This window comes from Microbacterium sp. SS28, assembly GCF_022761035.1.
Lineage (GTDB): Bacteria > Actinomycetota > Actinomycetes > Actinomycetales > Microbacteriaceae > Microbacterium.
The window spans coordinates 582,571-595,827 of the sequence record NZ_JAKWJP010000001.1; the positions used below are offsets into that span (position 1 = coordinate 582,571).

Sequence of the window (13,257 nt, forward strand, 5' to 3'; positions counted from 1 at the left end):
CCAGGTCGCTCAGGGTCGTTCGGGCGAGTCAGCGGCCGCCGAAGCCTCCGCCGCCTCCCCCGCCGCCCGAGAAGCCGCCACCGCTCGAGCCGCCGGAAGAGGACCAGCTGCTCGAGAACGACGAGCCGGACGAGCTCGACGAGCTGCCGCTCGAGACGGGAGTCGAGGCGAGGCGTCCGATCGACGACGACGCGTCCGAGAGCGAATCGGACGTGACGGAGTCGAAGAGCGCGAGACGCGGGCTCGACACCTCGACGGCCTGCGCGGAGCGGATGACCTCGACCCATTCGCGCTGCATGCCGAAGAGCACGGCGTAGGGCAGCAGCCGCTCGTACAGGTTGACGACGTCGGCGCCCGACGCGTTCGGAGCGTCGCCGAACGCGCGGACGCCCGACGAGACGAGGTCGGCGTTCTGCGGCGTCTGGGCGAAGCGCAGGCGGTCCTCCTCGGCGAGGCGGAGGTACTCGCGGATGCCCTCGAGATACGTCTTGTGCTTCCCGCCGGCGAGCGTGAGCGTCGTCTGCGGGAAGCCGAAGAACGGCAGGATGATGAACGCGCCGAAGGCGCTGAGGATCGCGAGCAGGTTGATCCAGCCGCCGAGCGCGCCGAGGTCGGTCAGCACCGACGGCACGGCGTCGAGGAAGAAGACGAGGAGCATCGCGACGACGAATCCGCCGAACTGCGCCGCGCCCCGCACCGCGCCGACCCACTTGGGCGTCTTGCTGCGGTAGCCGCGGTCGACTGTCGCGTCGTCGATGCGCCGCACGTAGGTCACGGCGCGGACGGGCGGCTTGCGGGCGAACTCGCCCAGGTCGACGCGGTCGCCGGGAGCGGCATCCTTCCCGAACAGGGTCGTCACGATGCGGCGGTCGTCGTGCTCGAGACCGGAATCGTCGCGCAGGACGACGCTGAAGTCCTCGGCGTCGTCGCGGTCACCCTTCGCCGTGATCTCGACCTTGTCGCGCACCGCGAGGTCGACGACATGGGCCGCAAGCGCCTTCGCCGGCACCCCGAGCACTCCGGCGGAGAGCGTCGGCGACTCGTCGACGGGCGGCGCGTACTGCACGATGACGGGATCGCCGTCGGGATTGCGACGCAGGAACGCCTTGACGACGATGACGAAGACGATGCCGCCGAAGCCCGCGAGAAGTCCGAGGACGGGGAGGATCCACTCCCACCACGGATAGGGCGGTGGAGGCGGCGGCGTCGGGGCGTTGAACGTGCCCTGCTCGAATCCGATCGCGACCGTGACGTTCTCGTCGGGGCCCAGGCCGTCGTCCGCCGCCGAGAACGACAGCTGCATGTCGGAGGCGCCCGTGATCGCGTTCTCGAAGGCCCACGCCGTGACGGCGTCGGTCGGTTCGGCACCCGACGACGGCTGGATGTCGCAGCGCTCGGTCGACTCCGCGGGGCCCGTGTAGCAGAAGACACGATCCGGCAGGATGCCGAGACCCGCGCTGCCCAGGACGTGCACGTTCGCGCGCACCGAGGCGAAGGGCTGCGCGTGATCGGTGCCGATGGTGTCCCAGTAGAACTCGTCAGCCTCCGTGTCGGCGTAGTGCAGCACGACGTCGCTCATCGTGTACGAGATGACGTAGGTCTGCGCGCCGTGCACGTACGAGTCGTCTCCCGTCAGGACATAGACGAAATCCTCGTCCTCCTCCGTCCACCAGGGGATCGCCGCTCCCCCGGCGCCCGTCACGCTCACGACCTGCGTGTCGTGCGCGATGCCCGAGTCGGCCTTCGGGAGCCACCGGATGATGCCCTTGTTCTGATCGGTCTCGGGGAAGTGCGCCACGAGCGTCTCGGTCGTGAAGAGCTCGCTCTGGCCGCCGGGATCGCGCCCCAGCCAGTAGTCGGCCTCGAACGAGTCGTAGACGAAGTCGTCGACGCCGGCGCGGACGGCGACAGGGGCCGCTGCGGGGATGGATGCCGCTGCCGCCGGCGCGACGGACAACCCCACGGCACCCGCGACGAAGACCGCGGCGGCAGCAGCACGGACGAGCGCTCTGAGCCCCATCGCGCCAGCGTAGCGGGCAGGTCGGTCAGGACGTGCGGGCTAGGCCGCCCACGCCGTGCGGGTGGCGCCGATCAGGCCGTGAGGGCGAGCGTCTCGGCCGTTTCGGCGAGGGTCTCCTCTGCGACCTCGGGTCGCGGGTTGAGCGTCTCGCCATAGCTCGGGATGAGCTGCTTGAGAGTCGGCTCCCAACGCGCGATGTCGTCCGGGAAGCACGTCTTCAGCAGCCCGAGCATGATCGAGACCGCCGTCGAGGCGCCCGGGGATGCGCCGAGCAGTCCCGCGATCGAGCCGTCCTTCGCCGTGACGACCTCGGTGCCGAACTGCAGCACACCGCCCTTCTTGGCGTCCTTCTTCATGACCTGCGCGCGCTGACCGGCCTGGATGAGCTCCCAGTCGCCGTCCTTCGCCGTGGGCACGAACGTGCGGAGGCTGTCGACCTTGCGGCTGTGGTTCTTCAGCAGCTCGCCGACGAGGTAGGTGATGAGGCTCGGGTTGTCCACGGCGACCTTGATCATGGGCCAGAGGTTGCCGGGACGCACCTGCGTCACGATGTCGAGCATCGAGCCGTTCTTGAGGAACTTCGGGCTGAACGTCGCGAACGGACCGAAGAGGAGGGATGCCTCGCCGTCGACGACGCGCGTGTCGAGGTGCGGCACCGACATGGGCGGCGCGCCGACGGAGGCCTGCGAGTAGACCTTCGCCTTGTGCTGCGCGACGAGCGACGGGTCGGTCGTCTTGAGGAACTGCCCGCCGATCGGGAAGACGCCGTAGCCCTTGATCTCGGGGATGCCGGAGCGCTGCAGGAGCTTGAGAGCCCAGCCGCCCGCACCGACGAAGACGAAGCGCGCCTTGATCTGGCCCGGCGTGCGGCCGACGGAGTTGCGCCACTTCAGCAGCCACGTGCCGTCGCTCTGCTTCTTGATGCGACGCACCTCGCGGTTGGTCACGACGTCGACGCCGCGCTCCTTCAGTCCGTCGAACAGCTGGTGCGTGAGCGCGCCGAAGTCGACGTCGGTGCCCGCCGGCACGCGCGTCGCGGCGAACGGCTCGCCCGCGCGGCGCTTCTGCATGAGCAGGGGCGCCCACGTGTTGATGACGCGCGAGTCGTCGCTGAACTGGATGCCCGAGAACAGGGGCTCGCTCTTGAGCGCCTCGTAGCGCTTGCGGAGGTACTCGACATCCTTCTCACCGCGCACGAACGTCATGTGCGGCGCCGTGTTGATGAACGTCTGGGGAGCGTCGAGCACGCCGCGGTCCACGAGCGACGACCAGAACTGCCGGCTCTGCTGGAACTGCTCGTTGATAGAGATCGCCTTTGCAGGGTCGACGGTGCCGTCGGACGCCTCCGGCATGTAGTTCAGCTCGCACAGGGCGGCATGGCCCGTGCCCGCGTTGTTCCACGCGTTGGAGCTCTCGAGCGCCACGTCGTGGAGTCGTTCGTAGACGACGATCTTCCAGTCGGGCTGCAGTTCGGAGAGGAGGGTACCCAGGGTGGCGCTCATAATGCCGCCACCGATGAGCACGACATCGACGGTCTCGGTCACCTGTCAATCCTAGGCGGCGCGCCGGGGCCTCCCGCCCGATGCGGGGGTCCGGCATCCGTCAAACTCTGCGGTTCTTACCGCTGCGGCAAACCGGGCACGGCTGCGGGAATCGCGCGTGACACGTCGAAGAGTGGGAACGGATGCCGGGGTGTCGGCGAGAATCCCCGCCGTGGTGCTCGCGCGCGGCGGGTGTGACGGCATGACGATGCCGGGTCGAGCGGTATCGGGCGAGCGACGGCCGGGCGGCCGCCGGCGGCGGGCGTCAGGCCGAGACGCCGAGGTTCGCCGCGACGACCTCGGCGATCTGCACGGCGTTCAGCGCCGCACCCTTGCGCAGGTTGTCGTTCGAGATGAAGAGCACGAGGCCCTTGCCCTCGGGAGCCGACTGGTCGGCGCGGATACGGCCGACATAGCTCGGGTCGGAGCCGGCGGCCTGCAGCGGCGTGGGCACCTCTTCGAGCGCGACGCCCGGCGCCACGGCGAGCAGCTCGCGCGCCCGCTCGGGCGTGATGTCGCGCGCGAACTCGACGTGGATCGAGAGCGAGTGGCCCGTGAAGACGGGGACGCGCACGCACGTGCCTGCGACGCGCAGGTCGGGCAGCTCGAGGATCTTGCGGCTCTCGTTGCGGAGCTTCTTCTCTTCGTCGGTCTCGTTGAGGCCGTCCTCGACGAGGCTGCCCGCGAACGGGATGACGTCGAACGCGATCGGCGCGACGTACTTCTCGGGCTTGGGGAACTTCACGGCCGAGCCGTCGCGCACGAGGTCGATCGCGTTGGGCTGGGCGACGACGGCCTCGATCTGGCCGAGCAGCTCCTGCGCACCCGCGAGACCCGAGCCCGAGACCGCCTGGTAGGTCGACACGATGAGGCGCTCGAGACCCGCCTCGGTGTCGAGCACCTTGAGCACCGGCATCGCGGCCATCGTGGTGCAGTTGGGGTTCGCGATGATGCCACGGTACGCCTGCGCAATCGCGTGCGGGTTGACCTCGCTCACGACGAGCGGGATCTCGGGGTCGTTGCGCCACGCGCTCGAGTTGTCGATGACGACGGCGCCGGCCTCGGCGAAGCGGGGGGCGTGCGCGCGGCTGCCCGTCGCACCCGCTGAGAAGAGCGCGATGTCGATGCCTGCGGGATCGGCGTCCGCGACATCCTCGATCACGATCGTCTCGCCCGCGAACTCGACCGACGTTCCCGCAGAGCGCGCCGTGCCGAACAGGCGCAGCTCCCGGATCGGGAACGAGCGCTCCGCGAGAATCTCGCGCATGACCGTGCCCACCTGGCCGGTGGCGCCCACGACGGCGACGGAGAGTCCGGAGTCTGAGATGCGAGTCATGCGGGAATCCTCGGGGTGATGCGGCGACGCGCGAAGGCAGGGGCCGAGCGCGGGGTTTGCCCGATTCTACCGGCCCGGCACGGGAGGGGACCTCCGTGTGACTGCGCGGACGGCCGGCGGCTACGTGAGCGGGAGCGCGTTCCAGCGTCCCGGCTCGTCGAACGCGCCGTAGGCGAGGTCGACGCCGGCGGGGCCGATCGACGCGATGCACACGAGCAGCGACAGCGTCGGATAGCCGAGCGGACGGTTGTCGCGGATGATCGCGTCGTCGTCCGTCGGCTCGAGCGACGACGACCGCTCGAGCAGCGCGAGCCAGGGCGAGAACCAGTCGAGGGATGCCGCGGCCTGCCCCGGCGTCTCGGCGAACGTCTCGAGCCACCGTGCGATACGCGGCGTCGTGTCGTCGTCGACGTCGTCGTGCGCGATCATGTGCGTGCCCGGCGCGAGGTCGACCGTGCGGGACTCGACCCCGTTCCACGTCGTGACGGCGACGCGCGGGCCCTCGACCTCGACGAGGTTGAATCCGTGGGTGTGCGGATGCTCGCCGGGGCGCCGTCCCGCGACCGACTCGAGCACGACTCCCCCGCGCGAGACGACCTCGCTCTCGGGCACATCGACCTCGTCGGCGCGGTTGAGGAGCACCGCGAGGCGTCGCCGGTCGGCGTCGGCGGCGAGCCACGCACCGCCCGCCCGCGCATCGCGGACGCCGACGACGCCCGGGTACGCCTGCGGCCACCAGTCGCCGAGGGGATCCCAGGCCCGTGCGGGGTCCTCATCGCGGACGGCGAGCAGCCGCGTGGGCTCGTCGGGACTCTCGGGCACGTGGACGATGACGGTGCACATGAGCGTGGCTTTCTCGCGGCGAACCGACCGCGCCGCGCCGCAACGGGGCGTGGGAGGATCGGGGAATGTTCATCGTAGTCGGCGTGACGGGCGGCATCGCCGCCTACAAGACGGCGCACCTCGTGCGGCTGCTCGTGCTCGAGGGCCACGACGTGCACGTCATCCCGACCGAGGACGCGCTGCGCTTCGTCGGCCTCACGACGTGGGAGGCGATCAGCCGGCACCCCGTCACGACATCGGTGCACGAGGACGTCTCCGAAGTGCGGCACGTCGCCCTGGGCCGCAAGGCGGACCTCGTGATCGTCGCGCCCGCGACCGCCAACACCCTCGCGTCGATGACCGCGGGTCTCGCGAATGACCTGCTGGGCACGACACTCCTCGCGACGAACGCCCCCGTCGTCGTCGCCCCCGCGATGCACACCGAGATGTGGCGGCACCCCGCGACGGTCGCGAACATCGAGACCCTCCGCAGTCGCGGCGTCGTCGTCGTCGGCCCCGCGGACGGTCCGCTCACGGGCGGCGACAGCGGACCGGGACGGATGTCGGAGCCGGAGCAGATCGCAGCATCCGCGCTCGCAGTCGTGACGTCGGGCGGCGATCTCGCGGGCCTCACCGTCACCATCTCGACGGGTGGCACGCGCGAGCCGATCGACCCCGTCCGGTATCTCGGCAACCGCTCGAGCGGACGCCAGGGGGCAGAGGTCGCTCTCGCGGCGGCGGCGCGCGGCGCGCATGTGCGGCTCGTCGCGGCGCACGTCGACGAGGGCGTGCTGGCGGCGGCATCCATCCATCCCCGCATCGAGATCTCACGCGCAGGCACCGCCGCCGAGCTCGGCACGGCCGTGCGGAACGCCTCCGCCGACGCCGACGTCGTCGTGATGGTCGCGGCGGTCGCCGACTACCGCGTCGCCGAGGTCGCCGACCACAAGCTCAGCAAGGAGGACGGGCAGCTGCAGACCCTCCAGCTCGTCGAGAACGACGACATCCTCGCGGGACTCGTCCAGGCGCGTCGCGACGGCCAGACGATCGTCGGATTCGGGGCCGAGACGGCGACGGATGCCGCGGAGCTGCTCGACCGCGCGCGCCGCAAGCGGCGCCGCAAGGGCGTCGATCTGCTCGCCGTCAACGAGGTCGGGTGGGGCAAGGGCTTCGAGGCGAGCGAGAACCGCATCCTCGTCGTGGATGCCCGCGACGAGGTAACGGCCGAGGCATCCGGAACCAAGCGCGACGTTGCCGACGCCCTGTGGGACTCGGTCCTCGCGGTGCGCGGCACGGCGAAGGCGTGAGCACGCGCGGCGGTCCCGATCAGATCGGCGACCTGCCGCGGATCGGACGCCCCGCCGCGAGCGCCTTCCTGCTCGCGGGCATCACGTCGCTCGACGGCGTCGCGGCGCGCACGCGCGGCGACCTGCTCGCGCTGCACGGTGTCGGGCCGAAGGCGATCGCGATCCTCGAGACGGCCCTCGCCGAGCGCGGGCTGGCGTTCTCAGGCTGACCTCGCCCGCCCATGTTGGGGCCATGTTCGGGGTGAGCTCCTGCCGTCTCCGAGCCGCTGAGCCGACCCCATGTCACCCCACCAGCCGGCGCCATCCGCTTTCAGGGTGAACCAGCGTCGCCACCGGCTCATGGAGCCGACCGCAAGTCACCCGACACAGCCGGGCCCCGCCGCGTTCAGGGTGAAGCAGTGGCGCTTCCTCCCCACGCAGCCGTCGACGAGTCACCCCGCGAAGCCTGCGTGAGGAGGTTCAGGGTGAATCGAAGCCGCAGCTCGGCCGCGGGGCGAACAGGCGCCGGGCACGCAGCGCGGCTCCGCGATACTCAGCGACCGGTGCCGGCGTGGACTACCGCGTCGGCGTCGCCGTCGAGACCGTAGGCGCGGTGGACGACGCGTGCGGCCTCGGCGAGGTCGTCGCCGCGCACGACGACCGAGATGCGGATCTCGGAGGTCGAGATCATCTCGATGTTGATGCCCGCGATCGACAGCGCCTCGAAAAGGGTCGCCGATACGCCCGAGTGCGTGCGCATGCCAGCACCGACGACCGAGAGCTTGCCGATCTGGTCGTCGTGGATGAGGCTCTCGAAGCCGATCTCGTCCTGGTCGCCCGAGAGGGCACGGAGTGCCGTCGCGGCATCCGTCTTCGGAAGCGTGAACGAGATGTCGGTGCGCGCGGTCGCGGCTGCCGAGACGTTCTGCACGATCATGTCGACGTTCGCACCGGACTTCGCGACGACCTTGAAGATCTCCGCGGCCTTGCCGGGGACATCGGGGACGCCGACGACGGTGATCTTCGCCTGACCGAGGTCGGTGGCGACTCCTGCGACGATGGGCTCTTCCATGACTTCTCCTTCGCCGTCGGGGCGGGTCATCCCCGGGCCGAGCACATAGGTTCCGACGTTCGGGCTGAACGTCGAGCGCGCGTGGATGAGCACGCCGTGGCGGCGTGCGTACTCGACGGCGCGGATGTACAGCACCTTCGCGCCGTTCGCGGCGAGCTCGAGCATCTCTTCGCTCGAGACGGTGCCGAGCTTGCGGGCCTTCGGGACGACGCGGGGGTCGGCCGTGAAGATGCCGTCGACGTCGCTGTAGATCTCGCACACGTCGGCTTCGAGCGCCGCTGCGAGGGCGACGGCGGTCGTGTCGGATCCGCCGCGGCCGAGGGTCGTGATGTCGCGCGTGTCGCGATTGAAGCCCTGGAAGCCCGCGACGATGACGATCGCGCCCTCGTCGAGCGCTTCGCGCAGGCGGATCGGCGTGACGTCGACGATGCGGGCCGAGCCGTGGTCGGCCGTCGTGATCATGCCGGCCTGGCTGCCCGTGAACGAGCGCGCCTCGAAGCCCATCGAGTGGATCGCCATCGCGAGCAGCGCCATCGAGATGCGCTCTCCGCTCGAGAGCAGCATGTCGAGCTCACGCGGTGCCGGGATGGGGGCCACCTGGCCCGCGAGGTCGAGCAGCTCGTCGGTCGTGTCGCCCATCGCGCTCACGGCGACGACGACGTCGTGGCCGGCGCGACGGGTGTCGACGATGCGCTTCGCGACCCGCTTGATGCTCTCCGCGTCGGCGACGGACGACCCGCCGTACTTCTGGACGATCAGCGCCACGTTGGAAACTCCCGGGTATGCGCCGCCGGTCGATACACGGCGGAGGACCGACGGATGCCGCGCCCCAACGGTCCATCTTACGGAGAGTCCATGCCGGACCGATCATGTGACGTGCTCTCCGGGCCAGTAGCCTGCGAGCATGGATCAGCTCGCATCGTGGAGCGAGTTCAACATCGCGATGGCCGGGGCCGCCGCGGCGCTCGCAGGGCTCGTCATCGTCGCGGCGAGCGTCAACATCACCCAGGTCGTGAAGGCCCGGTCCGTGACCGCGCGGCTCGCGGCCGGGATCGCGACCCTCGTGCTCGCCATCACGGCATCCGGGCTGGGGCTCGTGCCCGAGATCTCGATGGCCTGGTACGGGGCGGTCCTCACGGTCGCGACGCTCGTCGCCGCGGTCTTCCAGGTGCACGCCGCACGGGTCGTGTTCGGGGATCGCGACCACCGCAACCGCCAGCGGTTCCTCAAAGGATCCGTCGGAGGCCTGCCCCTGCTCGCCTATCTCGCCGCGGGCGTGCTCGTGCTCGTCGGTCATCCGGCGGGGCTCGTGTTCGCGGCCGTCGGGTGCCTCGCCGCGATCGCGACGGCGATCATCATCTCGTGGGTCGCGCTCGTCGAGGTGCTGCGCTGAACCTCAGCTGATCGTCGGCTCGGACAGCTCGGGCTGCGTCCTGCGCGATCGGACGATCCCGCCCGTCGCGGCGAGCCAGCAGCCGAGGATCACGAGCGGGAAGCCGATCAGCAGGCCGACGCTGATCTCCTCGCCGAGCAGGATCGTGCCGAGCACGATCGCGACGACGGGGTTGACGTAGGTGAAGAGCGGCGCCCGTACGGGGCCCACCTCGGCGATGAGCGCGAAGAACGCGACGAAGGCGACGGCCGTGCAGATCACCCCGAGGGCCACGAGCGAGATCGTGCTGCGCGCCGTCGGCGGCTCGTGCTGCGTGAGCAGGCCGATCGGCAGGTAGAACAGGCCGACGGCGAAGAGCGACAGGGTGATCGTGCCGAGCGCGGGGACGTCCTTGAGCTTCGTCGCGACGATGAACGGCGCGATCGCGTAGCAGAGCGCGACGAGCAGCAGCTCGCCGACCGCGAGCAGGCTCGTCGCGCCGCCGGCCGCGAGGCCCGGCCCCGCGACGATGACCGCAACTCCCGCGAAGCCGATGAGCAGTCCCCCGGCGCGCGCGGGGCGGAGTACGCCCTTGTCGCCGCGCGTGAACGCGATGACGGCGGCGAACAGCGGCACGGTCGCGACGAGCAGGCCCGTCAGGCCCGAGGGCAGCGTCTGCTCGGCGTGGCCGAGCAGCAGGAACGGGCCCGCCATCTCGATCGCGCCGAACGCGAGCACCCAGGGCCAGAACTTCAGGGCGGGCCGCAGCGCGCGCCGATGCAGCGCGATGGGGAGGAGGATCAGCGCCCCGATGAGTGTTCGCCCGGCGACGACGGCCGCGGGCGAGTACGAGTCGACGGCCTCCTTGATGAAGAGATATGGCAGGCCCCAGACGAGGGCCATGATCGCGAACAGCACCCATCCCTTGGTGCTGAACCGCGTCGACGCGGCGGGATTCACAGCGTGCGGCGCCCTTCGAAGGCTCGGCCGAGAGTGACCTCGTCGGCGTACTCGAGGTCGCCGCCGACGGGAAGCCCGGAGGCGAGCCGCGTCACGGTGATCTCGAGCGTGTGCAGCAGACGGCTGAGGTAGGTCGCCGTCGCCTCGCCCTCGAGGTTGGGGTTCGTCGCGAGGATCACCTCTTGCACGGTGCCGTCCTGGAGCCGTCGCATGAGCTGCGTGATGCGCAGGTCGTCGGGTCCGATGCCCGCGATGGGGCTGATCGCCCCGCCGAGCACGTGGTAGAGCCCGCGGAACTCGCGCGTGCGCTCGATGGCCGCGACATCCTTCGCGTCCTCGACGACGCAGATGAGCGTCTCGTTGCGGCGCGGATCGCGGCAGATCGAGCAGCGGTCCTGCTCGGAGACGTTGCCGCAGATCTCGCAGAAGCGCACCTTCTCACGCACTTCGGCGAGCAGCTGCGCGAGGTGCGAGACGTCGAAGTTCGGAGTCTGCAGAATGTGGAACGTGATGCGCTGGGCCGACTTCGGGCCGATGCCCGGAAGCCGACCGAACTCATCGATGAGGTCTTGGACGATGCCGTCGTACATGGGTCAGCTGAACCTCGTGGGCGGCTCGTAGGGCTCTTCGCGGACGAACGTCGCCCCGAGCACCTGGCGCACGACAGCCTCGCCGTAGCGCTGCGGCTGACCGGGACGGCTGCCCTGCTGCGCGCGCGGCGCGGTGCCCTGGACGGGGGCCGACAGCGGGGGCGCGATGACGGGTGGGACCGGGGCGTCGACGGATGCCGGCGGCTCGGGCTCGTCGTCGTCCTCGTCGAGCTCGATCGAAGGTGCGACATCCTCCGCCGGGAGCACGTCGCCCTCCCGGACGGGCGCGAGCGTCGCGGTGCGCAGGCGCGCGGCCTCGGTCGCGGCATCCTCGGGCTCGTCGTCGATGGCGAACTGCCCGACGGCTGGTGCGGGCACGGACGACTCGGGCGCGGTGCCGGCGGGGGGCGCGGCATCCGGAATCGGCGCCACCGCCCACTCGGTCACAGGCGCGGCGGACGCGCGGGCAGGCGCCGGGCGATCCGCGCCGCTCTCGCCGCGACCGGCGCGCGGCGCGGGTGAGCCGCCGCCGGAGCCGGATCCTGGGCCGGACCCACCTGAGCGGTCGTCGCCGCCGGACCGGCCAGAACCTCGAGCGGGCTCGAAGCGGGCGATGTACTTCACCCGCAGGCCGAGCGCCGCGAGGATCGCGCCGCGGAGGTCTTCGCTGGGCCCCGCGCCGGCAGAGAGCTGCTTGAACTTCGCGACGTCCTTCTCGCTCGTGAACGACAGCGTCAGCACGTCGCCTTCCAGTGCGACGACCGAGGCGGTGACCGCGAGCATCCACGACGAGCGGCTGATCGTCTCGAGTCGGGACAGGATGCCGGGCCACGCGTCGCGCAGGCGCTCGAGCGTGACGGGGCCGGACGGAACGGGAGGCTCGGGCGCCGGGGCCGCGGGAGCCGGTGCGACCGGGCGTGCGGGGGCCCACCCCTCGGTAGGCTCGGGAACCGTCCGGGCAGGCTCGGGGACCGCCGCAGCGGGCGCGGCAGGCCCCGCAGCGGGCGCGGCAGGCCCCGCGCCGGCCGCGGCAGGCGGCACCGACGCGGGCGCGGCCGCCTGGCTCGCGACAGGGGGAGGAGCAGGCGCCGGAGCAGCACTCGAGGCCGCGGCAGGCACAGCAGCGGGCGCGGCCGGCGCCGAGGTCCCTGTCGCGGCGAGCACGCGCGCGACCATGAGCTCGAGCTGCAGGCGCGGCGAGGTGGCCCCCGTCATGTCGTCGAGCGTCGCGATCACGAGGTCGGCGGTGTGCGAGAGGCGGCCGGCGCCGAACGCCGTCGCCTGACCCCCCATGCGCTCGAGCTCCTCGGCTGAGACGCCGCGCAGCACTGCCGCCGCCCCATCGCCGGTCGCGCTCACGATGATGAGGTCGCGCAGCCGCTCGAGAAGGTCGTCGACGAAGCGCCGCGGGTCCTGACCGGTCTGGACGACGCGGTCGACGGCGGCGAACGCGGCCGACGCGTCGGTCGCGGCGAACGCGTCGACGACCTCGTCGAGCAGTTCGGCATGCGTGTAGCCGAGCAGCGCGACGGCGCGCTCGTACGTCACGGTCGGCCCCTCGGACCCCGCGATCAGCTGGTCGAGCAGCGACAGGGTGTCGCGCGGCGAGCCGCCGCCGGCGCGCACGACGAGCGGCAGGACGCCGGGCGCGACGGTCACCCCCTCGGTGTCGCACAGGGACTGTACGTATTCGAGCATCGCGCCCGGCGGCACGAGCCGGAACGGGTAGTGGTGCGTGCGCGAGCGGATCGTGCCGATGACCTTCTCGGGCTCGGTCGTCGCGAAGATGAACTTGACGTGATCGGGCGGCTCTTCGACGAGCTTGAGCAGCGCATTGAAGCCCTGCGGCGTCACCATGTGCGCCTCGTCGAGGATGAAGATCTTGAAGCGGTCGCGGGCGGGCGCGAAGATCGCACGCTCGCGCAGGTCTCGCGCGTCGTCGACGCCGTTGTGCGAGGCCGCGTCGATCTCGACGACGTCGAGCGATCCGCCCCCGCCGCGGCCCAGCTCGACGCAGCTGTCGCACGTGCCGCACGGCGTGTCGGTCGGGCCCTGGGCGCAGTTGAGGCAGCGTGCCAGGATGCGCGCCGACGTCGTCTTGCCGCAGCCGCGCGGACCCGAGAACAGGTACGCATGGCCCACGCGGTCGCTGCGCAGTGCCGTCATGAGCGGATCGGTCACCTGCGACTGCCCGATCATCTCGCCGAACGCCTCAGGACGGTACCGGCGGTAGAGGGCTGTGGTCACCGGTCCAGCCT

11 protein-coding genes are annotated in these 13,257 nt (G+C 71.1%); 3 read left to right on the plus strand and 8 right to left on the minus strand.

Going from position 1 to position 13,257, the window contains the following annotated elements; genetic code table 11:
- Nucleotides 1-28 precede the first annotated feature (28 nt).
- The 4 genes from MJ607_RS02705 to MJ607_RS02720 all read right to left on the minus strand — a co-directional run bounded on the left by MJ607_RS02705 (nucleotide 29) and on the right by MJ607_RS02720 (nucleotide 5,740).
- Nucleotides 29-2,020: a DUF2207 domain-containing protein gene (locus MJ607_RS02705; RefSeq protein ID WP_243074000.1), complete on the minus strand. Its 1,992-nt coding sequence runs from the start codon at nucleotides 2,018-2,020 to the stop codon at nucleotides 29-31.
- A 71-nt stretch (nucleotides 2,021-2,091) separates the two neighbouring features.
- Nucleotides 2,092-3,564 carry a malate:quinone oxidoreductase gene (locus MJ607_RS02710; RefSeq protein ID WP_308193788.1) on the minus strand — a complete coding sequence of 491 codons (1,473 nt, stop codon included), beginning with the start codon at nucleotides 3,562-3,564 and terminating at the stop codon, nucleotides 2,092-2,094.
- 262 nt (nucleotides 3,565-3,826) lie between these two features.
- The gene (locus MJ607_RS02715) at nucleotides 3,827-4,897 is read right to left on the minus strand and encodes an aspartate-semialdehyde dehydrogenase (RefSeq protein ID WP_243074001.1); all 1,071 of its coding nucleotides are present in this window, start codon (nucleotides 4,895-4,897) and stop codon (nucleotides 3,827-3,829) included.
- Between the two features lie 120 nt (nucleotides 4,898-5,017).
- Nucleotides 5,018-5,740 (minus strand): NRDE family protein, encoded by a 723-nt coding sequence (locus tag MJ607_RS02720; RefSeq protein ID WP_243074002.1) that lies wholly within the window; start codon nucleotides 5,738-5,740, stop codon nucleotides 5,018-5,020.
- A 65-nt stretch (nucleotides 5,741-5,805) separates the two neighbouring features.
- On the opposite strand from MJ607_RS02720, the gene coaBC reads away from it, so the two are divergent.
- Both coaBC and MJ607_RS02730 read left to right on the plus strand, forming a co-directional pair.
- On the plus strand, nucleotides 5,806-7,026 hold the full coding sequence (gene coaBC, locus MJ607_RS02725) for a bifunctional phosphopantothenoylcysteine decarboxylase/phosphopantothenate--cysteine ligase CoaBC (RefSeq protein WP_243074003.1): 1,221 nt from the start codon (nucleotides 5,806-5,808) through the stop codon (nucleotides 7,024-7,026).
- A complete protein-coding gene (locus MJ607_RS02730) occupies nucleotides 7,023-7,235 on the plus strand; it encodes a hypothetical protein (RefSeq protein ID WP_243074004.1) in 213 nt (70 codons plus the stop codon). Before coaBC ends, MJ607_RS02730 begins: the two co-directional genes overlap by 4 nt.
- Nucleotides 7,236-7,558: 323 nt before the next feature.
- On the opposite strand, the gene MJ607_RS02735 is transcribed toward MJ607_RS02730, so the two are convergent.
- A complete protein-coding gene (locus MJ607_RS02735; protein WP_243074005.1) occupies nucleotides 7,559-8,842 on the minus strand; it encodes an aspartate kinase in 1,284 nt (427 codons plus the stop codon).
- A 139-nt stretch (nucleotides 8,843-8,981) separates the two neighbouring features.
- Here MJ607_RS02735 and MJ607_RS02740 point away from each other — a divergent pair, with 139 nt between their 5' ends.
- A complete protein-coding gene (locus tag MJ607_RS02740; protein WP_243074006.1) occupies nucleotides 8,982-9,470 on the plus strand; it encodes a hypothetical protein in 489 nt (162 codons plus the stop codon).
- A 3-nt stretch (nucleotides 9,471-9,473) separates the two neighbouring features.
- Here the strand turns inward: MJ607_RS02740 and MJ607_RS02745 are convergent, their stop codons facing one another.
- The 3 genes from MJ607_RS02745 to MJ607_RS02755 are packed head-to-tail and all read right to left on the minus strand — an operon-like array spanning nucleotide 9,474 to nucleotide 13,246.
- Nucleotides 9,474-10,409, minus strand: a complete 936-nt coding sequence (locus MJ607_RS02745) for a DMT family transporter (protein ID WP_243074007.1) — start codon at nucleotides 10,407-10,409, stop codon at nucleotides 9,474-9,476.
- The gene (recR, locus tag MJ607_RS02750) at nucleotides 10,406-10,999 is read right to left on the minus strand and encodes a recombination mediator RecR (protein ID WP_243074008.1); all 594 of its coding nucleotides are present in this window, start codon (nucleotides 10,997-10,999) and stop codon (nucleotides 10,406-10,408) included. The genes MJ607_RS02745 and recR overlap by 4 nt, the downstream gene beginning before the upstream one ends.
- Before the next feature lie 3 nt (nucleotides 11,000-11,002).
- Nucleotides 11,003-13,246 carry a DNA polymerase III subunit gamma and tau gene (locus tag MJ607_RS02755; protein ID WP_243074009.1) on the minus strand — a complete coding sequence of 748 codons (2,244 nt, stop codon included), beginning with the start codon at nucleotides 13,244-13,246 and terminating at the stop codon, nucleotides 11,003-11,005.
- Nucleotides 13,247-13,257 lie beyond the last annotated feature (11 nt).